This is a genomic window from Bradyrhizobium sp. 2S1 (assembly GCF_011516625.5).
GTDB lineage: Bacteria > Pseudomonadota > Alphaproteobacteria > Rhizobiales > Xanthobacteraceae > Bradyrhizobium > Bradyrhizobium septentrionale.
This window is the reverse complement of sequence record NZ_CP147717.1, coordinates 1,038,738-1,061,930: the sequence shown is the minus strand read 5'-3', so window position 1 is coordinate 1,061,930 and position 23,193 is coordinate 1,038,738. Positions and strand designations below refer to the sequence as shown.

Here is a 23,193-nt window from a genome sequence, read left to right as displayed (position 1 = left end):
CCGAGCCGGTCCGGTCAGCAGATCGCGTGCGGGCTGCACGCACCATCGGGTGAGGCAAGTGCCGTGACCGGTGATTCGTTCGCTGCGCCTCATGATGTTGCGATGTGCGGCATTCCTGCGCAGGCAATTGACCTATTCCCGCTCACGCAGTCGTTAATGCATTCCCACAGCCTGCGATGGAACCCGCTCACAATCCGGTGACTCGCTAAAAGGTGCCGCGAAATCAGTGCGATAGGTTTGTGTGACATTGAGCCGCCTGACAAACGCTTTGCATCGCAGCAAGCGGGTTTTACTTTCAGCAACAGAAGCGGTGTCGGTGTGACGCCGCCGTTTGTTTATTCCAACCCACAGGGGCGATCATCTCAATGTCTGGACTTCGCGCGCAATCGGCATGCATTGCTCTGATGCTGGCCGTGACGGCGCCACTGCTTGCTGGCTGCGACGAGCCGAGTACTGCAACCGCCGCCGTACAAGCAACACCCGAGCCGGACGTCAGCGTCGTCACTGTGAAGCCGCAGGTGCGCGCGATGGTGCGCGAGCTGCCGGGCCGCATCGCGCCGACCCGCGTTTCCGAGGTGCGCCCGCGCGTCTCGGGCATCGTCGTGAACCGCATGTTCCATCAGGGCAGCGAGGTGAAGGTCGGCGATCCCTTGTACCAGATCGATCCGCGCCCGTTCGAAGTCGAGTTGCAGTCGACCGAGGCGGCGCTGGCGCGCGCCAAGGCCGTGCAGGAGCAGGCTACGCTGCAGGCCCGCCGCATCGCCACCCTAACCAGCCAGCGCGCGGCGCCGGAAGCTGAGAACGAAAAGGCGATCGCAACCCTGAAGGGGGCCGAAGCCGACGTGCAGGGCCGCGAGGCAGATGTCGCGCGTGCCAAGCTCAATCTGGATTATGCAACGATCCGCGCGCCGATCGACGGCACCATCGGTGCCGCGCTGGTCAGCGAGGGCGCGCTCGTGGTGCAGAACGACGCCGCGAGCCTTGCGACCATCCAGCAGCTCGATCCGATCTATGCCGACTTCCAGCAGTCGGTCACCGAGATGAATCAGCTGCGCCGCGCCTTCGAGAGCGGTGACCTCGACCGCATTGCGTCGGACGCGATGAAGGTCCGCCTCGTGCTCGACGACGGCTCGATCTATCCGATACCGGGCAAGCTGCTGTTCTCCGACGCCAAGGTCGACGCCCATACCGGGCAGGTGACCCTGCGCGGCGAGTTCCCGAATCCCGATCGCATCCTGCTGCCGGGCATGTATGTCCGCGTGCTGATCGAGCAGGGCATCGACTCGGACGCGATCGCCGTGCCGCAGCAGGCGATCCAGCGCAACGGTGGCGGCGGCAGCGAGGTGTTCGTCGTCAAGGACGACAACCTCGTCGCGGTGCAGCCGGTGCGTACCGGCTCGCTGCAGGGTGGCCACTGGTTCGTGACCGAAGGCCTCAAGGCCGGCGACATGGTCGTGGTCGAGGGGTTCCAGAAATTCGCCGCCGGCGACAAGGTGCGGCCGCAGGCCTGGCGTGATGTCGACGCTGCTGCAATGACGGATTCGCAGCAGACCGCGCACGCGGTGCGGTGATCCGACATGCCCGGCTTCTTCATCGACAGGCCGATCTTCGCCTGGGTCGTCGCGCTGTTCATCTGTCTGGTCGGCGCGATCTCGATTCCGCTGCTCGCGGTCGCGCAATATCCGATCATCGCGCCGCCCTCGATCTCGATCTCGACGAGCTATCCCGGCGCGTCGCCTGAAAACCTCTACAACAGCGTGACGCGGCTGATCGAGGAGGAACTCAACGGCGCCGCCAACATCCTGAACTTCGAATCGACCTCCGACTCGCTCGGCCAGGTCGATATCATCGCCAACTTCAAGCCGGGGACCGACACCAGCCAGGCCTCGGTCGAGGTGCAGAACCGCCTCAAGCGCGTCGAGGCGCGGCTGCCGCGTGCCGTGATCCAGCAGGGTATCCTGGTCGAGGAAGCATCCTCCGCCGTGCTGCAGATCATCACGCTGAACTCGACCGACGGCTCGCTGGACGAAGTGGGCCTCGGCGACTTCATGATCCGCAACGTGCTGGGCGAGGTGCGCCGCATTCCCGGCGTCGGCCGCGCCACGCTGTATTCGACCGAGCGCAGCCTGCGCATCTGGATCGATCCGGCCAAGCTGGTCGGCTACGGCCTGTCCGCGGACGACGTCAACAAGGCGATCACGGCGCAGAACGCCCAGGTCGCCTCCGGCAGCATCGGCGCCGAGCCGAGCACCGACACGCAGAAGATCTCCGCCCAGGTGCTGGTAAAGGGGCAGCTCTCCTCGCCCGATGAGTTCGGTGCGATCATCCTGCGCGCCAACCCGGACGGCTCGACGGTCCGCCTGCGCGACGTCGCGCGGATCGAGATCGGCGGCCTCAGCTATCAGTTCAACACCCGCCTCAACGGCAAGCCGACCGCGGGTCTCTCGGTGCTGCTGTCGCCGAAAGGCAATGCGCTGGCGACCGCGAGCGCGGTCGAGGCCAAGATGAAGGAGCTGTCGCGCTTCTTCCCGGCCAATATCGGTTACGAGATCCCCTACAACATCACCCCCGTCGTCAAGGCCTCGATCGAGAAGGTTTTGATGACGCTGGTCGAGGCGGTGGTGCTGGTCTTCATCGTGATGTTCCTGTTCCTGCAGAACATCCGCTACACCATCATTCCGACCATCGTGGTTCCGGTGGCGCTGCTCGGGACTTGCGCCACGCTGATGGTCGTGGGCTTCTCGATCAACATGCTGACCATGTTCGGCATGGTGCTGGCGGTCGGCATCCTGGTCGACGACGCCATCGTCGTGGTCGAGAACGTCGAGCGCATCATGGCCGAGGAGGGCCTGCCGCCGAAGGAGGCGACCAAGAAGGCGATGTCGCAGATCACCAGCGCCATCATCGGCATCACGCTGGTGCTGATGGCGGTGTTCGTGCCGATGGCGTTCTTCCCCGGCTCGGTCGGCATCATCTATCGCCAGTTCTCGGTCACCATGGTGGCGGCGATCGCGTTCTCGGCGCTGCTTGCGCTGTCGCTGACGCCGGCGTTGTGCGCGACCTTGCTCAAGCCGGTCGAGAAGGGCCACGGCCATGCCCGCAGGGGTGTGTTCGGCTGGTTCAACCGTGTGCTCGACTCCAGCCGCGCCGGCTATGTCAGCACGGTGCAGGCCGGACTGAAGCGCACCGGCCGCCTGATGGCGATCTACCTCGTGCTGTTCGCAGGCGTCGCCTATGGCTTCGTGCGGCTGCCCGGCGGCTTCCTGCCGGTCGACGACCAGGGCTTCATTACCACCGACGTACAGACGCCGTCGGAATCGTCCTATGCGCGCACCGAGGCTGCGGTCGAGCAGGTTGAAAAATACCTGAAGACCCGCGCCGGGATCGAGAACGTCACCTTCCTCACCGGCTTCAGCTTCCTCGGCCAGGGCATGAACACCGCACAGGCCTTCATCACGCTGAAGGACTGGTCGGAGCGCGGCCCGAAGGATTCCGCGGCCGCGATCGTTGCCGACATCAACCGCGACCTGTCGTCGTCGATCCGCGACGCCAGGATTTCGGCGCTGCAGCCGCCGCCGATCGACAATCTCGGCAACTCCTCGGGCTTCTCGTTCCGCCTGCAGGACCGCGGCCAGAAGGGCTATGCGGCGCTGATCGCCGCGTCCGACCGCCTGATCGCGGAGGCCAACGCCAGCCCGATCCTGCAGAAGGTCTATGTCGAAGGCCTGCCGCCGGCGCCGCAGGTCAATCTGATGATCGACCGCGAGAAGGCGGGCGCGTTCGGGCTCACCTTCGAAGACATCAACAACACGATCTCGACCAATCTCGGCTCGAACTACATCAACGACTTCCCGAACCGCGGGCGCATGCAGCGCGTCATCGTGCAGGCCGACAAGACCAGCCGCATGAACGCGGACGACATTCTGAATTACAACGTCAAGAACAGCCGCGGTCAGCTGGTGCCGTTCTCGGCCTTCGCCACTATCGAATGGTCGAAGGGGCCCACTCAAATCGCGGGCTTCAACTACTATCCGGCGGTGCGCGTCTCCGGCGAGGCGCGGCCCGGCTTCACCTCGGGTGATGCGATCGCCGAGATGGAGCGGCTTGCCGACAAGCTGCCGCGCGGCTTCGGCTATGAGTGGACCGGCCAGTCGCTGCAGGAAAAACTGTCGGGCTCGCAGGCGCCGTTCCTGCTCGCGTTGTCGGTGCTGGTGGTGTTCCTGCTGCTCGCCGCGCTGTATGAGAGCTGGACCATTCCGCTCGCGGTGCTGCTCACGATTCCGCTCGGCATTCTCGGCGCGGTGGTGGCCGCAACGATGCGCGGCCTGTCCAACGACGTCTATTTCACCGTCGGCCTGATCACCATCATCGGTCTCGCCGCCAAGGACGCGATCCTGATCATCGAGTTCGCCAAGGATCTGCGCGCGCAGGGCAAGCCGCTGGTCGAGGCGACCATCGAGGCGTGCAGCCTCAGATTCCGCCCGATCCTGATGACCGGCCTCGCCTTCGTCTGCGGCGTGCTGCCGATGGCGATCGCGACCGGCGCCGGCGGCGCCAGCCAGCAGGCGCTCGGCACGTCGGTGATGGGCGGCATGATCGCGGTCGTGATCCTGGCGCTGTTGCTGGTGCCGGTGTTCTTCGTCAGCGTGCAGCGCGTGCTGGCGGGAGACCGCGAGAAGGTCGCCGACAAAGCCGAGGCGTATCGGCCGCCTGCGCCGGCAAGGGGCGGCCACTAATGTCCGAGATCGGCGCCGATCTCATCAGGGCTTGGCGCCGCCTCCGGCTTGCTTTCACAGGCCGACCAATCCAGATTGCATCTCTGGATTGAACGGGGAGCTTGCAGGCAACCCGTGGATTGAGGGCATGTGATGCGGCCGACCGATATTGCGATCTCGAATTATCGCTCCATTCGGCGGCTCCTCATGCCCATCGAACCGCTGTCGGTATTCGTCGGCGAGAATGGTGTCGGCAAATCCAATCTCTACAAGTCCCTGTCGCTGCTGCGCGACGCGGCGACGGGCCGGATCACGCGCACGATCGCCGATGAAGGCGGATTGAACTCCGTCTGCTGGTCCGGCGTCCGCAGGCGGGGCGAGGATGGACGACTGCGATTGGCGGCCAGATTCGACGACATCAGATACGCCATCGAGCTCGGATTTCCCGGCCCGCTCGAGGCGGCATTTTCCGGCGAGCCGATGATCAAGTCCGAGCGCATCGAGGTGGCCCACGGCAAGCGCAAAGTCCTGCTGATGGAGCGGACGAATTCACATGTCAGCGTGCGCGGCGAGAGCGGAGCCTGGAGCGAGCACAAGGATGCGGTGCTGCCGTCGGAAACCGCGCTCGCCGGATTCCTCGACGGCAAGACGTGCCCCGAAGTCGACCTGATCAGAAACGCAATGCAGAGCTGGCGATTCTATCACGATTTTCGCACCGATCCGGCGTCGCCGATCCGAAAGCCTTGTCTCGCGATCACGACGCCCGCGCTCGGTGCCGATGGCAGCGATCTGGCTGCCGCCCTGGCAACCCTCTACGCGGTCAGGGAAGACGCCGCCGACCTGCAGGATGCGATCGAGGATGCGTTCCCGGGCGCCGAGCTTCGGGCATGGGAAGAGAACGGGCGGTGCGAATTCGAGCTGCAACTGGCGGACATGCCGCGTCCGTTCAAGGCGCACGAACTATCCGATGGGACGCTGAAATATATCTGCCTGCTCGCCGTGTTCATGGGCTATCGGCTGCCGCCGTTCATCGCACTGAACGAACCCGAGGCCAGCCTGCATCCATCGCTGCTGGCACCGCTGGCCCGGCTGATCGCCAAGGCGTCGCGCCGCGCCGGCATCTGGATCGTCACCCATTCGGAACAGTTGATGGAGGCGTTGCAGAGCGAGAGTTCGGTCCCGCTTCGCCGGGTGATCAAGGCGAAGGGCGCCACGGCCATCGAGGGCCTGACCCTCGGCGGTGAATTTCGTGACGGGGAAGACGACGGCGATGACGATGACGATTAGATCGCGCCGTCGCGCTACTGCCCGAGCGGCTTCAAAATCTTGATCAGCTCGCCGTGCACGAACTCGTTGCCGCACACGACGTGGCCGGTCTGCAGCGGGTCGTCATTGCCCTGGATACCGGAGACGGTGCCGCCGGCTTCCCTGACCATGATCTGGCCCGCCGCGATGTCCCAGGGCTGCAGATTGCGCTCCCAAAAGCCGTCGAGCCTGCCTGCGGCGACGAAGGCGAGGTCGAGCGAGGCGGCGCCGAAGCGGCGGAAGCCCGCGACCTTGGTCTGCAGCCCGGCCATTTCCTGCAGCGCCAGCTGGTGATTGCCGCGGCCGATATGCGGCAGGCCGCAGGCGACCACGCATTCGTTGAGCTGGCGGCGGCCGGCGACGCGCAGCCGCTGGTCGTTGAGGAACGCGCCCTTGCCGCGCTCGGCGATGTAGAGCTCGTCATTGGCGGGATTGTAGATCACGCCGGCGATGATCGTGTCCTCGCGCTTCAGCCCGATCGAGATCGCGAATTGCGGGATGCCGTGCAGGAAGTTGGTGGTTCCGTCCAGCGGATCGACGATCCAGGTGTGGCTCTTGTCCGAACCTTCGCGATTGCCGCCTTCCTCGCCGAGGAACCCGTAACCGGGCCGGGCCTTTTCGAGGTCGGTGTAGAGCATCTCCTCGGCGCGCTTGTCGGCGAGCGAGACGAAGTTCGCCGGCCCCTTCAGCGACACCTGGAGATGTTCGATCTCGCCGAGGTCGCGCTTGAGGCTGCGGCCGGCGCGGCGCGCAGCCTTGACCATGACATTGATGAGGGCGGAGTAGAGCATGATGGCGGCTTCTTCGGTGCGATTGAGCTGACGGCGGGTTCAAAGTGGTCCCGTCATCCTGAGGAGCGCGGAACGCGCGTCTCGAAGGATCAACGGCCACCAGCCGGGCCGCGCATCCTTCGAGGCTCGCTCCGCTCGCACCTCAGGATGACGGGGAACGGCTTGCGGCGTCGGAGATTGCTGGACTGGGTGCCCTCTGGAGGCCGCCCCGTCAAGGCGTCATTTGACGTTGTTTCCGATCCATTTCCGGGCAGCTGCCTCGCCCTTGGCGCGGTCTTCCGGGCTCATATCGGCGAGGATGTCGTCGAGATCGGGGTCGCCCTTGCCGGCGGTCTTGGCGACGGTGTGCCATTTCAGCGCCTCGACCTTGTCCACCGGGGCGCCGGCGCCGGTCGCCAGTACATGGGCGAGGCGGTTTTGCGCGATCGCGCTGTTCTGCCGGGCCGCCTTGCGCAGCATAGCCACCGCCGCCGGCACGTTCCGCGGCGTGCCGGAGCCGTTATAGAGCGCGATGGCATATTCGACCTCGGCATCGACGTTGTCGGCCAGCGAGGCGGCCTGCAGCAGCCGCGCCGCCTTTTCGAGGTCCTTCGGCACCCCGGTGCCTTCCTTGTAGAAGGTCGCGAGCGCGTATTGCGCCTCCGGACTGCCGGCGTCGGCGGCCATCCGCAACAGCTCGGCGGAGCGCTTGAGGTCCTGTGGCAGGGTCTGGCCGTCGAGATAGAGCAGCGCGAGATTATAGGCCGCCTTGGGTTCGCCGAGCTTGGCCGACGATGCCAAAAGCTTGACCGCGGAATCCTTGTCCACCGTGCCGCCGCGGCCCGCGATCCGCATCATCGCGAGCGCGAACATCGCCTCACGGTCGCCGGCATCGGAGGCGCGCTTGTACCATTCGTCGGCCTTGACGTAGTCGCGCTTGACGCCGAGCCCGTTGGCATAGAGCTCGCCCAGCATCGTCATCGCCTTGGCATCGTTGTTGTTCTGCGCGCGCGCCGTCGCGAGGTCGAACGCGGTCTTGTACATGCCGCGCTGATAGGCGCCGTAGACGAGGTCGACATTGGGATCGTCCGGCGTCGGGGTCGGCGAGGGCGTCGGGCTGGGCGTCGCCGAGGCAGCCGGCTTCGGCACGGGCTTCTTCGCAACCGGCGCATGCACCTTCGGCTTCTCTTTCGGCGCCTCTTTCTTCGCAGGCGGCGGCGTCTGGGCCGGCGGCGTGATCGAGAGCTGCGCCATCGCGCCGCTCGCCAGCATCGTGCAGCCGAGCGCAACACCTATCGGACGCAGCCATTTCATTCCGGCGTCATCCCTCGGCCCTGGCCGCGCCGAATGTGCTGGCATGGGCCTGCGCAATCGCCTCGCCGACCTCGACGAGCGCCGCCTTGGCGCCACGCGGATCGGACCAGATAACATCTCCGACCAGCACGAAATCTGCGCCGGCGGACGCGAACGCCTCGGCCTCCTCGCGCGAGGTCGCAAAGCCGACACAGGGCGGCTCGAACAATTCGTCCCACCATCCCAGCCGCTCGGCGATCGCCTCGGTCGAGGGCCGCTGTCCCCGGGGATCGGGCTCGCCGAACAGCACATAGTCGGCGCCAGCCTCGCCCGCGGCCATGGAATCGTGGCGCGTCGCGAGCCCGCCGACGCCGACGATGCGGTCGGGCTTCAGCGACGGCATCGCCTCTTCCATCGCGGCGACGCCGGTCAGATGCGCGCCGTCGGCGCCGGCGCGGGCAACGATATCGGGATGGCCGTCGATCAATAGCGCTGCGCCCGCGTTCTGGACCGTCGGCGCCAGCGCCTTGACGTAAGAGATCATACTGCGCGGGTCGCTCTCGCGCAGCCGCACCAGAACGGCCGCGACGTCGGCGGCGGCGAGCAGCTCGGCAAGCTCGGCCGCAAGCGGCGCGGGCTCGTCGAGCGGCTGTGTTGCCAGATAGAGGCGCGGCGCCGGCCGCGGCGGAACGGGCTTGGTGGCCAACTATGCCGCCTGCTTTTCGAGGCCGGCTTCCCAATTGCCGGTGCTTGCCAGCCCGTTCATCCGGGCGCGATGCGAGAAGGCGTGCTGGCCCGCAGGGACGTTGTCGGGCTTGCCGGACCACGCCTTCTGCGGCGCTGCCTGCAGCGCGCGGCCATAGGAGAAGGTCAGCCGCCAGGGCAAATGGCCGATCTTGTTCATGGCGTCGAGATGCGCGGTCGCTTCCTCGTCGCTCTGCCCGCCGGAGAGGAAGGCGATGCCGGGCACTGCGGCCGGGACGCAACTCTTGAGCAGGCGGATGGTCTTCTCGGCGACTTCCTGCACCGACGCCTGCTTCGGGCACTTCTTGCCCGAGATCGCCATGTTCGGTTTCAGGATCATGCCTTCGAGCGCCACGCGCTGCACCCGCAATTCCTGGAAGGTGCGGTTCAGCACGCGCTGCGTCACCTCGTAGCAGCGGTCGATGTCGTGATCGCCGTCCATCAGCACTTCCGGCTCGACGATCGGCACGATCTGCGCGGCCTGGCACAGCGCGGCGTAGCGCGCCAGCGCATGCGCATTGACGCGGATCGCGGTCATGGTCGGGATGCCGCGGCTGCCGGCGCCCGAGCCGATATCGATCACCGCGCGCCATTTCGCAAAGCGCGCACCGCGCTCGTAATATTTCTTCAGCCGCTCGGCGAGCTTGTCGAGGCCGACGGTGACGAGTTCGCCCGGGCAGTTCGGCAGGGCTTGGGTGCCTTCGTCGACCTTGATGCCTGGAATGCTGCCGGCCTGCTCGATCAGCTTGACCAGCGGCGTGCCGTCCTTGGCATTCTGCCAGATCGTCTCGTCGTAGAGGATCACGCCCGAGATGTACTTGCTCATCGCCTCCTGCGAGCGGAACAGCATCTCGCGATAGTCGCGGCGATTGTCCTCGGTCGAATCGACCTTGATGGCATCGAACCGCTTCTTGATGGTGCCGGAGGATTCGTCCGCGGCAAGGATGCCCTTGCCCGGGGTGACCATGGCGAGGGCAATCTTGTTGAGGTCAGCGAGGTTCATGGAAACGTTCTCCAGAGCGCATTGCCTTTGCAAACCAAAATAGGCGGTTCTCGGGCAAATGCCTAGAAAACGTTCGTCGCGGCCGCTGTTTGTCGCAGCCGGCGATCAAGCCCCGGGACACCGTTTCCAACTGCGTCGGAGCCGGTGTCCCGCCTTAATGTTTCGGGCAATATGGTGTCAGGCAATCTCTTCGGGCAACTTCTTTAGGCGACCTTGGGGTCGAGCTGGCCCGCAGCGTAGCGCTTGGCCATCTCAGCCGTGGTCAACACCTTCTTGATCTTGCTGGCCTGGCCCGCGGTGTTGAATTCCTGCAGGCGCTGCTTGCACAGCTTGGTCATCGCCTCCATCGCGGGCTTCAGGTACTTGCGCGGATCGAACTCTTCCGGATTGTCCTTCAGCACCTTGCGGATCTGGCCGGTCATCGCCATGCGGTTGTCGGTGTCGATGTTGATCTTGCGCACGCCGTTCTTGATGCCGCGCTGGATCTCGGCGACCGGCACGCCCCAGGTCGGCTTCATCTTGCCGCCATTGGCGTTGATGATCTCCTGCAGCTCCTGCGGCACCGACGAGGAGCCGTGCATCACGAGATGCGTGTTCGGCAGCTTGCGATGGATCTCCTCGATCACGTTCATGGCGAGGATGTCGCCGTCGGGCTTGCGGGTGAACTTGTAAGCGCCGTGCGAGGTGCCCATCGCGATCGCCAGCGCGTCGACCTTGGTCTCCTGGACGAACTTCACGGCCTCGTCCGGGTTGGTCAGCAGCTGGTCATGCGACAGCTTGCCCTCGGCGCCATGGCCATCTTCCTTGTCGCCCATGCCGGTCTCGAGCGAGCCGAGCACGCCGAGCTCGCCCTCGACCGAAATGCCGCCGAGATGGGCCATACCGGTCACAGTCCGGGTGACGCCGACATTGTAGTCCCAATCGCCCGGGGTCTTGCCGTCGGCCTTCAGCGAGCCGTCCATCATCACCGAGGTGAAGCCGGCCTGGATCGCGGTCATGCAGGTGGCGGGCTCGTTGCCATGGTCGAGATGCACGCAGACCGGGATCTGCGGGTAGATCTCGGTGACGGCGTCCATCATGTGCTTGAGCATGACGTCGTTGGCGTAGGATCGCGCGCCGCGCGAGGCCTGGATGATGACGGGCGCGTCGACCTCGGAGGCCGCCGCCATGATCGACAGCGCCTGCTCCATGTTGTTGATATTGAAGGCAGGTACGCCGTAATCGTGCTCGGCCGCGTGATCGAGCAGTTGCCGCAACGTTATGCGAGCCATTCCATTTCTCCCTGTAAAGCGCGTTCGCGGGTTTGAAGCGCGATGAGCTTAGGTTGAATCGTCATCGCGCTTTAACTCTCTGTTTGAGCATGATCTTTTCGGAAAACCGCTTCACACTTTTCCGGATCATGCTCTAAATCAGCCGTGTTTCAGAACTTCGACGCCCGGCAGCGGCTTGCCTTCCATCCATTCAAGAAACGCGCCGCCCGCGGTCGAGACGTAGGAAAAATCGCCCGCCACGCCGGCCTGGTTCAGCGCCGCGACGGTATCGCCGCCGCCGGCGACCGAGACCAGTTTCTTGCTCTTGGTGCGCTCGGCGGCATGCCTGGCCGACACCACGGTGCCGCGGTCGAACGGCGTCAGCTCGAAGGCGCCGAGCGGCCCGTTCCAGACCAGCGTCGCCGCGTCGTCGATCGCGGAATGGATCCGCGCGATCGACTGCGGACCGACGTCGAGGATCATGCCGTCGGCCGGGATCGCATCGAGGCCATAGGCATGCGACGGCGCATTGGCGGCAAACTGGTTGGCGACGACGGCGTCGACGGGGAGGATGATCGCGCAGTTCGCGGCGTTGGCCTTCTCCATGATCCGCAGCGCGGTCGCGGCGAGGTCCTTTTCGGCGAGCGACTTGCCGACGTTGATGCCTTGCGCGTGCAGGAAGGTGTTGGCCATGCCGCCGCCGATCACCAGCGCATCGACCTTGCTCACGAGATTTTCCAGAAGGTCGATCTTGGTCGAGACCTTGGCGCCGCCGATGATCGCGATCACAGGCTTGGTCGGTGCTTCCAGCGCCTTGCCGAGCGCATCGAGCTCGGCCTGCATGGTGCGGCCGGCATAGGCCGGCAGCTTGTGGCCGAGGCCTTCGGTCGAGGCGTGGGCGCGATGCGCGGCGGAGAAGGCGTCGTTGACCCAGATGTCGCCGAGCTTGGCCAGTTCAGCGACGAAGCCGGCGTCGTTCTTCTCTTCTTCCTTATGGAAGCGGGTGTTTTCCAGACAGAGGATGTCGCCGTCCTTGAGGGCGGCGACTGCCTTGGCCGCGGGATCGCCGATGCAGTCCTCGGCGAAGGCGACCGGGCGCTTGATCACCTTCGACAGCGCGTCAGCAACCGGCTTCAGCGACTCCTTGGGGTCGCGTCCCTTGGGCCGGCCGAAATGTGCGAGCAGGATCACCCTGCCGCCCTTGTCGGAAATCTCGATGATGGTCGGGGCGACGCGCTCGAGCCTTGTGGCGTCGGTGACGCGGCCGCCTTCCATGGGGACGTTGAGGTCGACGCGCAGCAGCACGCGCTTGCCCTTCACGTCGACGTCGTCGAGGGTGCGGAATGATTTTGTCATGGACGTTTCCTGTGCGGGCGTTTCCTGTGCGACGGCCGGACATGGCCGTCCGAAGGACGGCGTCGCTTTCGCTTGCCTATGTCGCAGCCATTCACGTCGCGAATGCGGGGCAAAGACGCGGATGCCCGGCGCGGGGCCGGGCATCACGAACAGTCGAACTTAAATCAGCTTGCCGATGGCGACGGCCGTGTCGGCCATGCGGTTCGAGAAGCCCCACTCATTGTCGTACCACGCCATCACCCGCACCAGCGTGCCGTTCTGCACCTTCGTCTGGTCCATGTGGAAGGTGGCCGAGTGCGGATCGTGGTTGAAGTCGATCGAGACGTTCGGCGCGGTGGTAAAGCCCAGAATGCCCTTGAGCTGCTGCTCGGCGGCGCGCTTCATCGCCTCGTTGATTTCCTTGGCGTCGGTGGCGCGCTTGGCGACGATCTTCAGATCGATCACCGAGACGTTCGGGGTCGGCACGCGGATCGAGACGCCGTCGAGCTTGCCCTTCAGTTCCGGCAGCACCAGGCCGATCGCCTTCGCGGCACCGGTCGAGGTCGGGATCATCGACATCGCCGCAGCGCGGCCGCGATAGAGATCCTTGTGCAGGGTGTCGAGCGTCGGCTGGTCGCCGGTATAGGCGTGGATCGTGGTCATGAAGCCGGTCTCGATGCCGACCGTCTCGTTCAACACCTTGGCAACCGGCGCGAGGCAGTTGGTGGTGCAGGAGCCGTTGGAGACGACGAGCTGATCCTTGGTCAGCGTGTCGTGGTTGACGCCGTAGACGATGGTGGCGTCAGCGCCGTCGGCGGGCGCCGAGACCAGCACGCGCTTGGCGCCGGCGGTGAGGTGCGCCGAGGCCTTGTCCTTGGCGGTGAAGATGCCGGTGCATTCCAGCGCGATGTCGACGCCGAGGGCCTTCCACGGCAGCTTGGAGGGATCGCGCTCGGCCGAGACCTTGATCTTGTTGTCGCCGAGGCTGATCGAGTCGCCGTCGACGGTCACGGTGCCGGGAAAGCGGCCGTGCACAGAATCGAAGCGCAGCAGATGCGCGTTGGTCTCGACCGGACCGAGGTCGTTGATGCCGACCACTTCGATGTCCTTGCGGCCGGACTCGGCGATGGCGCGCAACACATTGCGGCCGATACGCCCAAACCCGTTGATCGCGACGCGGATTGCCATGCTGTTGTCTCCTCTAAAAGCTGCTGCCAGCCCCGCGGGAGGGCTCCCACGAAGCTTTTACGGCGGAACGCCCGGTTCAGCCGGACGCGAGCGGAAAAGATGGAGCTTTGGTAATCCTTTTTTGCGGCAAGCTCAACCTTTGACCGGCGGGTGTCAGGCCAGCGTCAGACGCGCTTCAGGGCAGCGTTAACGACGGCCTCCGCGGTAATGCCGAAATGCGGGAAAAGGTCCTTCGCCGGGGCGCTTGCGCCGAAACCGTGCATGCCGATGAATTCGCCATCGTGCCCGATCACGGCATCCCAGCCCCAGCGCACCGCGGCCTCGATCGCGATCTTGACCGGGGCGTTGCCGATAATGGCATTTTGCCGCTCGGCGGGCTGTGCCAGCAGCAACTCCAGCGACGGCACCGAGACCACCCGCGTAGCGATGCCGCGTCCGGCGAGCTGCTTCTGCGCCTCGACCGCGATCTGGACCTCGGAACCGGACGCGAACAATGACACTTTTGCGTCACCCTGCGCCGCGACCAGTTCGTAGGCGCCGTGGCTGCACGGGCTGTCGTTCGGCACCGTGGTGCGGAGCTGCGGCAGGTTCTGGCGGGTCAGCGCCAGCACCGTCGGACCGTCGATGCGGTTGAGCGCCAGTTCCCAGCACTCGGCGGTCTCGACCGCGTCGCAGGGACGGAATACGCGCATGTTGGGCATCGCGCGCAGCGCGGAGAGGTGCTCGACCGGCTGGTGCGTCGGACCGTCCTCGCCGAGGCCGATCGAGTCATGGGTCATGACATAGACCACGCCGGTGCCCATCAGCGCCGACAGCCGCATCGCGCCCCGCGCATAGTCGGTGAACACCAGGAAGGTGGCGCCGTTCGGCGCGAAGCCGCCATGCAGGAAGATGCCGTTGAGGCACGCCGCCATGCCGTGCTCGCGGATGCCGTAATGGATGAAGCGGCCCTTCGGCGTCTTGGCGGCAAACCCCACCGCCGACTTCGCCTTGTTGTTGTTGGAGCCGGTGAGGTCGGCGGAGCCCGCGACGAACTCCATCGGCATCGCAGCCGCGATCACCTCGATCGCAGCTTCCGACGATTTGCGGGTCGCGACGTTGAGCGGATTTTCCAGGAGCCCCTTCTTGAAGGCGCGCAGGCCCTTGGCGAGCGAGGCTGGCCGCTCGTGACGCAGCCGGCGCTCGAACTCGGCGCGCTTGCGGTTGCCGAGCTGTGCGAACTGCTCGTCCCAGGCCTTGTGCTCGGCGGCGCCGCGAGCACCCGCCTCGCGCCAGGCCTTCAGCACGTCATCGGGCACCGAGAACGGCTCGAGCGAGATGCCGAGCTTCTCCTTGGCGCCCTTGAGCTCCTCGGCGCCGAGCGCTTCGCCGTGTACCTTCGCGGTGCCGGCCTTGGTCGGTGCGCCGAAGCCGATCGTGGTCTTGCAGGCGATCAGCGAGGGCTTGCTGGATTTCTGCGCGCGGGTGATCGCGGCCGCAATCGCCTTCGGATCGTGACCGTCGATCAGTTCTGCGGCCCAGCCGGCGGACTTGAAGCGCTTCACCTGGTCGACGGAATCGGAGAGCGAGGTCGGGCCGTCGATCGAGATGCCGTTGTCGTCGTAAAGCACGATCATCTTGTTGAGGCGCCAGTGGCCGGCGAGCGCGATCGCTTCCTGCGAGATGCCTTCCATCAGGTCGCCGTCGGAGGCGAGCACATAGGTGTGGTGGCTGACGATCTTCTTGCCGAACTCGGCGGCGAGCATCTTCTCGGCGAGCGCCATGCCGACCGCAGTCGCAATGCCCTGGCCGAGCGGGCCGGTGGTGGTCTCGATGCCCTTGGTGTGGAAATTCTCCGGATGTCCCGGCGTCAGCGATCCGAGCTGGCGGAAATGCTTGATCTGGTCGAGCGTCATCTCCTTGTTGCCGGTGAGGTACAGCAACGAATAGAGCAGCATCGAGCCGTGGCCCGCCGACAGCACGAAGCGGTCGCGGTCGGGCCAGGCCGGATCGGCGGCGTCGAATTTCAGGAACTGGGTGAACAGCACGGTCGCGATATCGGCGGCGCCCATCGGCAGGCCGGGATGACCGGATTTCGCCTTCTCGACGGCGTCCATGGCAAGGCCACGGATCGCATTGGCCATACGGGTGTGATCGACCTGCGACATGATGAAAAGTCCGCCTGAAATGAGGAGCTGATTGCTGGACGCATCGGGGCGGGCAGCCGCGATACGCGCGTGGATGGCCTTACGGGTTGGAGGGTGGATTAGCACCTCAATTCCGCAAGTCCAAGGCGATGAAACGCCCCAAAACGGGGAAAAGTTGCCCGAAATGGCCCAATTTCATTCAACGGTGCATAGTTCTGCGCCGCCGTTGCGCTCGGCTCGCTTGCCACGTAAATTTCGTCCCGTAAGCGCTTGCCGAACCGCCAGTTTTGCCGTGCGGCAGGCTTATCTCCAGCAGGCTACCCAGCCAACCCAAGAAGGGTCCACGCCGCGTGTCATGAGTGATCGTCTCGCCAACGGGTCTGGCAATACCGAGGCACCGCTTGCCGATATCGATGCTGCGACAAAGCGGCTGATGGCTGCGCTCGATGCGCTGGAAAGCTCGGTGGAGCGGCGCCGCGAGGCCGACCGCGACGAAAACGAATTGGCGAGCCGGATCCAGGCGCTCGGCGCAGATCGCTCCAGACTTGCCGACGAACTCGACGGATCGCTGGTCAAGACGCGCAAGCTCGAGCGCGTCAATCGCGACATCGCGGAAAAGCTTGACGCGGCGATCGGCACCATTCGCGCCGTGCTCGAGGGCGGAGACAAGAGATGAGCCACATCAACGTCACCATCAATGGCCGGCAATACCGGATGGCCTGCGAGGAGGGCCAGGAGGTGCGGCTGCTGAAGCTCGCGGAAAACCTCGAGCAGCGCGTCGAATCGCTGCGCGGCAAGTTCGGCGAGATCGGCGATGCGCGGCTCACGGTGATGGCGGCGCTGACTGCCTGCGACGAGTTGGCCGATGCCAGCGCACGCCTCCGCAGCCTTGAGGAAGAGGTCGAGCAGTTGCGCAATGCACGCGTCGCCGCCACCGACCGCGCCCGCGCGACCCAGACCGCGGTCTCCAATGCGCTTAACGCCGCCGCCGAGCGGATCGAGCGCACCACCCAGGTGCTCAACCGCACCATCGGCGGCGGCATCGCGATCGGGTGATGTGATCCCCTGCGAGATTTCGTCAAGCCCGGCCATGACGGCGGAGAGAGCCCGAGCCTTGATCGCGGTTTCTTGCCGCTAGCGGAACCGGCACTTCGTCGCTACATTGACCCTGCGAAGCTGCGTCGTGCGTCAGGAGCCATATATCCCCGGGGCCTTATCGATCCTTTAGGGAACTGTCCCTGGCCGGGTCCGTGGACCCGGACATATGGTGCCCACCTACTTTCGTAGGGAACTCCGGGATCGAGCGCTCCAACGGCCTCTGCGGCTTCGCACTGTATTTTGCTGTTGCCTTGTCGTCGCGCGGCGGCGGTTCGATTGTGGTGCAGCGCTGTCCCCTGCGAAGCGGGGCGTCCAGTGCGCCGCGGCCTGGCCATACGGTGCTGAAGCATGATCCGGAAAAGTGTGAAGCGGTTTTCCGAAAAGATCATGCTCAAACAAGAACGCTAAAGCGCTCATCGCGCTTCAGCATCACTGGAATGATGGATCGTCCGTTGTCGCGGACGACGACAGCGGAAGATGGATCATGCACGCAGCTCCATCGAAGGCCGAGCTTCGGGCGCTTGCCCTCGCCAAGCGTGATGCGCTGAGCGACGAGCAGCGCGCGACGGCGGCCGAAGCGCTCGCCAAGCGCGGCGCGCCGTTCGAGATCACACAGGGCATGATCGTCTCCGGCTATGCGCCGATCCGCAGCGAGTTCGACCCGGCGCCGTTGATGAAGAAGCTGGCCGAGAAGGGCGCGCGGCTCGCGCTGCCCTGCATCAATGCGCGCGGCCAGTCGCTGACCTTCCGCAGCTGGTCGCCGCAGGACCGGCTGATGCTCGGGCCGCTCGGCATTCCCGAGCCGTCGCCGGCGTCACCCGAGGTGCATCCCGACGTGATGCTGGTGCCGCTCGCGGCGTTCGACCGGCTCGGCCACCGCATCGGCTATGGCGCCGGCTATTACGACTATACCTTTGCGCATCTGCGAAAGGCCAAGCATGTGATCGGGGTCGGGATTGCCTTCGCTGCACAGGAAAGCAAGGCTATTCCGGCGTTGTCGCACGACGTCCCGCTGGATTATGTGCTAACCGAGCGCAAGACGTTCGATTTCCGGAGCCCCTAGCATTGCGTATTCTGTTCGTTGGTGACGTCGTCGGCAGGACCGGCCGCACCGCCATCGCCGACCACCTTCCCGGCATGATCAGGGACTGGTCACTCGATCTCGTCATCGTCAATGGCGAGAATTCCGCCGGCGGTTTCGGCATCACCGAGGCGATCTATCAGGAGCTGCTCGACGCCGGCGCCGATGCGATCACGCTCGGCAACCACGCCTGGAATCAGAAGGAGGCGCTGGTCTTCATCGAGCGCGCGCCGCGGCTGATCCGCCCCTTGAATTTCCCGCGCCATTCGCCCGGCCGCGGCTCGACCCTGATCGACACCAAGAACGGCAAGCGCGCGCTGGTCATCAACGCGATCGGCCGCGTGTTCATGGAGCCGTCGTCCAACGATCCGTTCGCCGCGATCGACCGCGAGCTCGAGGCCTGCCCGTTGCGCGAAGGCGCCGACGCCATCGTGCTGGACTTCCATGCCGAGGCGACCAGCGAGAAGCAGGGCATCGGCTTCTTCTGCGACGGCCGCGTCAGCCTCGTGGTCGGCACCCATACCCATGTGCCGACCTCCGATCACCAGGTGCTGCCGGGCGGCACCGCCTATATGAGCGATGCCGGCATGACCGGCGATTATGATTCGGTGATCGGCATGCAGAAGGAGGAGCCGCTGCAGCGTTTCCTCACCGGCATTCCCTCCGGCCGTTTCGAGCCGGCCGCGGGCACAGCCACGCTGAGCGGCATCGCGGTCGAGACCGACGACACGACCGGGCTTGCGGTGAAGGTCGCCCCGGTCCGCGCCGGCGGACGGCTCGAGCCCGCGGTGCCGGGGTTTTGGACGTTGTAGCCCGGATAAAGCGCAGCGAAATCCGGGGGCTCACGGGTTGAGGGGCTGATCCCGGATTGCGCTGCGCTGCATCCGGGCTACGGATTTACGACTGCCGGAAGCCCATCCGGAACGCGCCCCAGTGGCGGCCGTGCACGACGATCGGCGACGACACATCCTTCATCAGCACGAAATTGCCGCCGCCCATGTCGCGGCGGTAGGTCTGCAGCAGGAACGGCTTTGTATTGGCTGCGACCTTGCTCACCGCGCGGTCGTTGAACAGGCGGCGGTTGCGGCAATTGGCGTTGTTCCAGACCGGGTCGGGCCCCTGCGGCAGCCGGTAGTTCGGATTGTGGGTCGGCAGATAGCCGCCGCGCGCCCAGGCGACGCAGAACACGATGCGCGGATCGGTCTTCTGGATCGGGTCCTGGATCGCCGGCAGCACGCGGTCGGTGAAGCTGACATAGTTGGTGAGATATTGCTTCGGATTGGAACCCGCGATCTCGCGGTAGTTCTCGTCCATCAACTGCGCAAGCGTGATCTCGCCGCGCGCGACGGCATTCTCGAACAGCTCGGAAATCTGCTTCGCGGTGTCGATCACGACGCGGATCAGCGGCGCGTCACTGGTCTCCACGCCGCTGTCGGCGATGGTCACGATCAGGCTCTCGGACAGCTCGAGCAGCTTCGCGACGCGGCCGTCGGCGTGCTTGAGGTCGCGCGACGAGAGATCGACGCCCTTGGCGAGCTCGTTCAGCTCCGCGATCACGGTGTCGCAATGACCGAGATTGGAGGTCGCGGCGCGCGCGACGTTGTCGATCTCGGCACCAACAGATGAAAAGCCTTCCTGCACGCGCATGATGATGCCGGATATCTGCTGGGCGCCTTCGCCGGCGCTCTTGGCGCGCAGCGAGGCGTCGCTGCTCTCGCCGATCAGGCTGCCGATCTGGCCGTCGAGATCGCGCACGGTGTCGGAGATCTGATGCGTCGCCTGGCGGGTCGCCTCCGCGAGGCTCTTCACCTCACTCGCGACCACGGCAAAGCCGCGGCCGGCGGTGCCGGCGCGCGCGGCCTCGATCGTGGCGTTGAGCGCCAGCAGATTGGTCTGCTTGGCGATCGCCTCGATCGAACCGGAAACCTTGGCGACCTGGCTCAGCGCGGAGCCGACCGCGGCAAGCCGCGCCTCGATCCGCGCGACCGCGGCGACGAGCTCGGAGATGTGGCTGACCGCAGTGTCCACCGCATGGCGCGACTCCGCGATCTGGCCGACCGCGGCGGACGCGGTCGATTGCACCGCCTGCGATGCGTTGGCGATGTCGTGATTGGCCGAGACCATCGTCTCGGCCGTCGCCTGCAAATGATGGAACCGCTCCGACTGGTTGGTGACGCGGTTGGCGACCTCCTGGACGTTGCCGGCGATGTCGGCGAGTTCCACTCCGAGGCCGCCGATGCGGTCGGCAAGCTGGTCAACGAGCCGTTCGGCCAGCGTCCGGTTCGATGAGGTGTCCAGAACTGCAAGCTGCACGGCCGACATATCAGCGCTTCCTCCATCACAGCGGTCGGTTGAGCCGCCGCAGCATTCCCCATTTCAATCTAAAGCGTGATTCGCGCCGCCAGTCTTGCCTGAGCGCGCACTACGTCGCCCGGATGCAGCGCAGCGAAATCCGGGTTTCCCGCCCGTGGGCACGCTCGTCCCGGATTACGCTTCGCTCCATCCGGGCTACAAAAATTCCAGTCAAAGCTTGTAGGCGGTGCGGAAGCCGCCCCAATGCCGGCCGCGGACGCGAATCGGCACGTCGATCTCGCGCATCATCACGGTTGTGCCGTTGCCCATGTCGCGCGCATAGCTCTGCACCAGATAGGCGCGCTGGTTCTGTGCGGCGGCGAGGCCCGCGGGATCGTTGAAGATGCGGCGATTGCGGCAATTGGCGGTGTTGTAGGCGACATCGCCCGGCCGCTGCGGATGCGAGTAGATCTTGTTGTGGACCGGCAGATAGCCGTTCCGGTCGACCGTCGCGCAGAACGCCAGCCGCTTGTCCTTGGCGAGGAACGCCTCGAGCAGAGCGGGCAGCGCGCGATCCGCCCAATCCAGCATCCTGGTGCGGTATTGCACCGGATTGGTGCCGGTTATTTCGGCATAGTCGGTGTCGAACATGTCGTCGATCGTGATCGCGCCGCTCGCGAGGCCGCTCTCGAAAACCTTGGTCAGCGCGCTGCCTGCTTCCATCGCGCGGGTGATCAGCTCGGCGTTCTCCTCGTGGATCGCCCACATCCGGTCTTCGATCTGCTCGCGCAGCGCGGCGGTCTCGCCCTCGAAGCGGGCCTGTGCACCGGCCTTGGTGCGGTCGCCGATTCTGATCCGGCACGCGCCGATATCCTGCAAGGTCGCACTCAGGGTCTCGTGGGCCGCGAGCTTCTCGGCATCCGGCCCGCCGATCAGGATGCCGTCCATCGCGATCTCGTAGACCGGCGCGGTGACGACGCCGCGCGCGGTCGTGATCTCGATCTTGAGGCTGCAGGGCAGGCGCTCGTTCTTGCGCGGGTCGCCGCGCTCGTCCTGGCGCAGCAGCACCGCGCAGCGCGCCTTCAGCTTCTGGGCGAAGGCTGTCACGGCCTTCCCGGCCTTCGCGACATTGTCGCCATGCGCGGCGGCTTCGCGCGTGGCAGAGTCGATCTCGCCGGCGCTGGTGCCGACCGAGACGATGAAGCTGGAGGCGGAGGCGGCGTTCTGGCCCATCTCGCCGGTGATCGCATTCTGCTCGGCGACCGCGCCGTTGACGTTCTCGAACACCGGGCGGATCGCTTCGATCGCCTGCGAGATGCGGTGCACCGCGTCGGCCGATCCGGTGGCGTCCTTCTGCAACGCCTCGATCTTCCGCGTGATCTCTTCGGTGGCGCTCTGGGTCTGCACCGCCAGCGCCTTGACCTCGGTGGCAACCACCGCAAAGCCCTTGCCGGCGGCGCCGGCGCGCGCCGCCTCGATGGTCGAGTTGAGCGCCAGCAGCGTGGTCTGCCGCGCGATCTGCGCGATCAGATTGACGACGTTGCCGATCGCAGCCGAGGATTCGCGCAAGCGATCGACATTGGCGGTGGCCTCGCGCGCCGCGGCCGCGGCATCGTCGGCGAGCTGGCTCGCGCTGCGCACCTGCTGGCCGATGCCTTCAGCGGAATGGGTGAATCGGCCGGCGGCTTCCGAGAACGTCGTCGCGGTGCTCTGCGCATCGCTGCTGCGGCCGCTCAGCGCGTCGGTGCGGGCGCGGATGGTCGCAAGCTTGGCCGCCGTCGCTTCGGCGCCGTCGGCGACCGAGCCTGCGGCCCGCTCGAGCTGGCGGATCATCGCGCCGAGCTCGAGTTCCAGCAGCTCCAGGATCTCCTTCGCCGAATCCTTGGCCGAATCAGTCTCGGTCGAGGAGGGGCTGTCGGGCGCAGCTGCCGTGGCCGGAACCTTCGGCGCGACGCCGGGCGCAGCCGGCTCCGGCACTTGCTTTCGAAACAAACCGAACGCCATGTGGGCTCTGTGGGGCTGTTGGAAGTTGCCTTGGAAAGTTGCGGCGGGACGGGGCGATCCTCGCATCCGGGCGTGAAGTCATGGTTAACAAGTGCCTCATATTCCGGGATGCGGTAGTATTCCGGGACCGGACGGCCCCCGCCGATCTTTGATTTTGACCGCCAGGGGCCTATAAGGCCGCGTTTTCCACCCGTTCAGACCCTACGCTTTCGAAGAGACGTCGCATGGCCGGCCATTCCCAATTCAAGAACATCATGCACCGCAAGGGCCGGCAGGATGCCCAGAGGTCGAAGCTTTTCGGCAAATTGGCCCGCGAAATCACCGTGGCGGCCAAGCTCGGCACCCCGGACCCTGCGATGAACCCGCGCCTGCGCGCCGCCGTGGTTGCGGCCCGCGCCGAGAACATGCCCAAGGACAACATCGATCGTGCGATCAAGAAGGCCGCGGGCAATGAGGGCGAGAACTATGACGAGATCCGCTACGAGGGCTATGGCCCCGGCGGCGTCGCCGTCATCGTCGAGGCGCTGACCGACAACCGCAACCGTGCCGCCTCCGACATCCGCTCCTTCTTCACCAAGTCGGGCGGCAATCTCGGCGAAACTGGCTCGGTCGCCTTCATGTTCGACCGCACCGGTATCATCGAATACGACGCCAAGGTCGCCTCCGACGACGCCATGCTGGACGCCGCGATCGAGGCCGGCGCCGACGATGTGGTTTCCAGCGAGGCCAGTCACGAGGTCTACGCCTCGCAGGACACCTTCCGTGAAGTGGCAAAGGCGCTGGAAGCGAAGTTCGGCGAGCCGCGCAAGGCCGCGCTGACCTGGAAGCCGCAAAACACCGTCTCGGTCGACGACGAGACCGGCGAAAAGCTGTTGAAGCTGATGGACCTGCTCAACGAGCACGACGACGTGCAGAACGTGTTCGCCAATTTCGAGGTGTCCGACGCGCTGATCGCGAAGATGGGCGGCTGATCTACTTGTTGCGCTGTC

The 23,193-nt window shown here is 65.5% G+C and carries 18 protein-coding genes and 1 other RNA gene; 9 read left to right on the top strand and 10 right to left on the bottom strand.

Annotated elements, in window-relative coordinates; genetic code table 11:
• Positions 1–365 precede the first annotated feature (365 nt).
• The 3 genes from HAP54_RS05105 to HAP54_RS05095 all read left to right on the top strand — a co-directional run bounded on the left by HAP54_RS05105 (position 366) and on the right by HAP54_RS05095 (position 6,002).
• Positions 366–1,571 (top strand): efflux RND transporter periplasmic adaptor subunit, encoded by a 1,206-nt coding sequence (locus HAP54_RS05105; RefSeq protein ID WP_175619367.1) that lies wholly within the window; start codon positions 366–368, stop codon positions 1,569–1,571.
• Positions 1,572–1,577: 6 nt separating this feature from the next.
• Entirely contained in the window at positions 1,578–4,736 is a 3,159-nt protein-coding gene (locus HAP54_RS05100; protein WP_166298976.1) for a multidrug efflux RND transporter permease subunit, read from the top strand.
• A gap of 132 nt (positions 4,737–4,868) precedes the next feature.
• Positions 4,869–6,002, top strand: a complete 1,134-nt coding sequence (locus HAP54_RS05095; RefSeq protein WP_166307439.1) for an AAA family ATPase — start codon at positions 4,869–4,871, stop codon at positions 6,000–6,002.
• 14 nt (positions 6,003–6,016) lie between these two features.
• Here HAP54_RS05095 and HAP54_RS05090 read toward each other — a convergent pair whose 3' ends face one another.
• From HAP54_RS05090 to tkt, 8 genes are all read right to left on the bottom strand, one after another.
• Entirely contained in the window at positions 6,017–6,811 is a 795-nt protein-coding gene (locus HAP54_RS05090; protein WP_166298975.1) for an inositol monophosphatase family protein, read from the bottom strand.
• A gap of 219 nt (positions 6,812–7,030) precedes the next feature.
• On the bottom strand, positions 7,031–8,104 hold the full coding sequence (locus tag HAP54_RS05085) for a tetratricopeptide repeat protein (protein ID WP_175619366.1): 1,074 nt from the start codon (positions 8,102–8,104) through the stop codon (positions 7,031–7,033).
• Between the two features lie 7 nt (positions 8,105–8,111).
• Positions 8,112–8,789 (bottom strand): thiamine phosphate synthase, encoded by a 678-nt coding sequence (locus HAP54_RS05080; protein ID WP_166298974.1) that lies wholly within the window; start codon positions 8,787–8,789, stop codon positions 8,112–8,114.
• Positions 8,790–9,830 carry a class I fructose-bisphosphate aldolase gene (locus HAP54_RS05075; RefSeq protein ID WP_166298973.1) on the bottom strand — a complete coding sequence of 347 codons (1,041 nt, stop codon included), beginning with the start codon at positions 9,828–9,830 and terminating at the stop codon, positions 8,790–8,792.
• Positions 9,831–10,033: 203 nt separating this feature from the next.
• Positions 10,034–11,101 (bottom strand): class II fructose-bisphosphate aldolase, encoded by a 1,068-nt coding sequence (gene fba / locus HAP54_RS05070; protein ID WP_026192208.1) that lies wholly within the window; start codon positions 11,099–11,101, stop codon positions 10,034–10,036.
• Between the two features lie 138 nt (positions 11,102–11,239).
• Positions 11,240–12,436, bottom strand: a complete 1,197-nt coding sequence (locus tag HAP54_RS05065) for a phosphoglycerate kinase (RefSeq protein ID WP_166298972.1) — start codon at positions 12,434–12,436, stop codon at positions 11,240–11,242.
• Positions 12,437–12,595: 159 nt separating this feature from the next.
• Positions 12,596–13,603 carry a type I glyceraldehyde-3-phosphate dehydrogenase gene (gene gap / locus HAP54_RS05060; RefSeq protein WP_029077598.1) on the bottom strand — a complete coding sequence of 336 codons (1,008 nt, stop codon included), beginning with the start codon at positions 13,601–13,603 and terminating at the stop codon, positions 12,596–12,598.
• Between the two features lie 164 nt (positions 13,604–13,767).
• Positions 13,768–15,750, bottom strand: a complete 1,983-nt coding sequence (gene tkt / locus HAP54_RS05055) for a transketolase (protein WP_166298971.1) — start codon at positions 15,748–15,750, stop codon at positions 13,768–13,770.
• 334 nt (positions 15,751–16,084) lie between these two features.
• Between tkt and HAP54_RS05050 the strand changes: the two genes are divergently transcribed.
• The 5 genes from HAP54_RS05050 to HAP54_RS05030 all read left to right on the top strand — a co-directional run bounded on the left by HAP54_RS05050 (position 16,085) and on the right by HAP54_RS05030 (position 18,720).
• Positions 16,085–16,405: a DUF4164 domain-containing protein gene (locus HAP54_RS05050; RefSeq protein ID WP_166298970.1), complete on the top strand. Its 321-nt coding sequence runs from the start codon at positions 16,085–16,087 to the stop codon at positions 16,403–16,405.
• Positions 16,402–16,785 carry a cell division protein ZapA gene (locus tag HAP54_RS05045; RefSeq protein ID WP_029077595.1) on the top strand — a complete coding sequence of 128 codons (384 nt, stop codon included), beginning with the start codon at positions 16,402–16,404 and terminating at the stop codon, positions 16,783–16,785. The genes HAP54_RS05050 and HAP54_RS05045 overlap by 4 nt, the downstream gene beginning before the upstream one ends.
• A gap of 114 nt (positions 16,786–16,899) precedes the next feature.
• Positions 16,900–17,060: non-coding RNA, 6S RNA (gene ssrS, locus HAP54_RS05040), on the top strand.
• 251 nt (positions 17,061–17,311) lie between these two features.
• A complete protein-coding gene (locus HAP54_RS05035; protein WP_166298969.1) occupies positions 17,312–17,890 on the top strand; it encodes a 5-formyltetrahydrofolate cyclo-ligase in 579 nt (192 codons plus the stop codon).
• A 2-nt stretch (positions 17,891–17,892) separates the two neighbouring features.
• On the top strand, positions 17,893–18,720 hold the full coding sequence (locus HAP54_RS05030; RefSeq protein ID WP_166298968.1) for a TIGR00282 family metallophosphoesterase: 828 nt from the start codon (positions 17,893–17,895) through the stop codon (positions 18,718–18,720).
• 85 nt (positions 18,721–18,805) lie between these two features.
• On the opposite strand, the gene HAP54_RS05025 is transcribed toward HAP54_RS05030, so the two are convergent.
• Complete coding sequence (locus tag HAP54_RS05025) at positions 18,806–20,230, bottom strand: methyl-accepting chemotaxis protein (protein WP_166298967.1); 1,425 nt, start codon at positions 20,228–20,230, stop codon at positions 18,806–18,808.
• A 201-nt stretch (positions 20,231–20,431) separates the two neighbouring features.
• Complete coding sequence (locus HAP54_RS05020) at positions 20,432–22,204, bottom strand: methyl-accepting chemotaxis protein (protein ID WP_166298966.1); 1,773 nt, start codon at positions 22,202–22,204, stop codon at positions 20,432–20,434.
• Between the two features lie 224 nt (positions 22,205–22,428).
• On the opposite strand from HAP54_RS05020, the gene HAP54_RS05015 reads away from it, so the two are divergent.
• Positions 22,429–23,175: a YebC/PmpR family DNA-binding transcriptional regulator gene (locus tag HAP54_RS05015; protein ID WP_166298965.1), complete on the top strand. Its 747-nt coding sequence runs from the start codon at positions 22,429–22,431 to the stop codon at positions 23,173–23,175.
• Positions 23,176–23,193 lie beyond the last annotated feature (18 nt).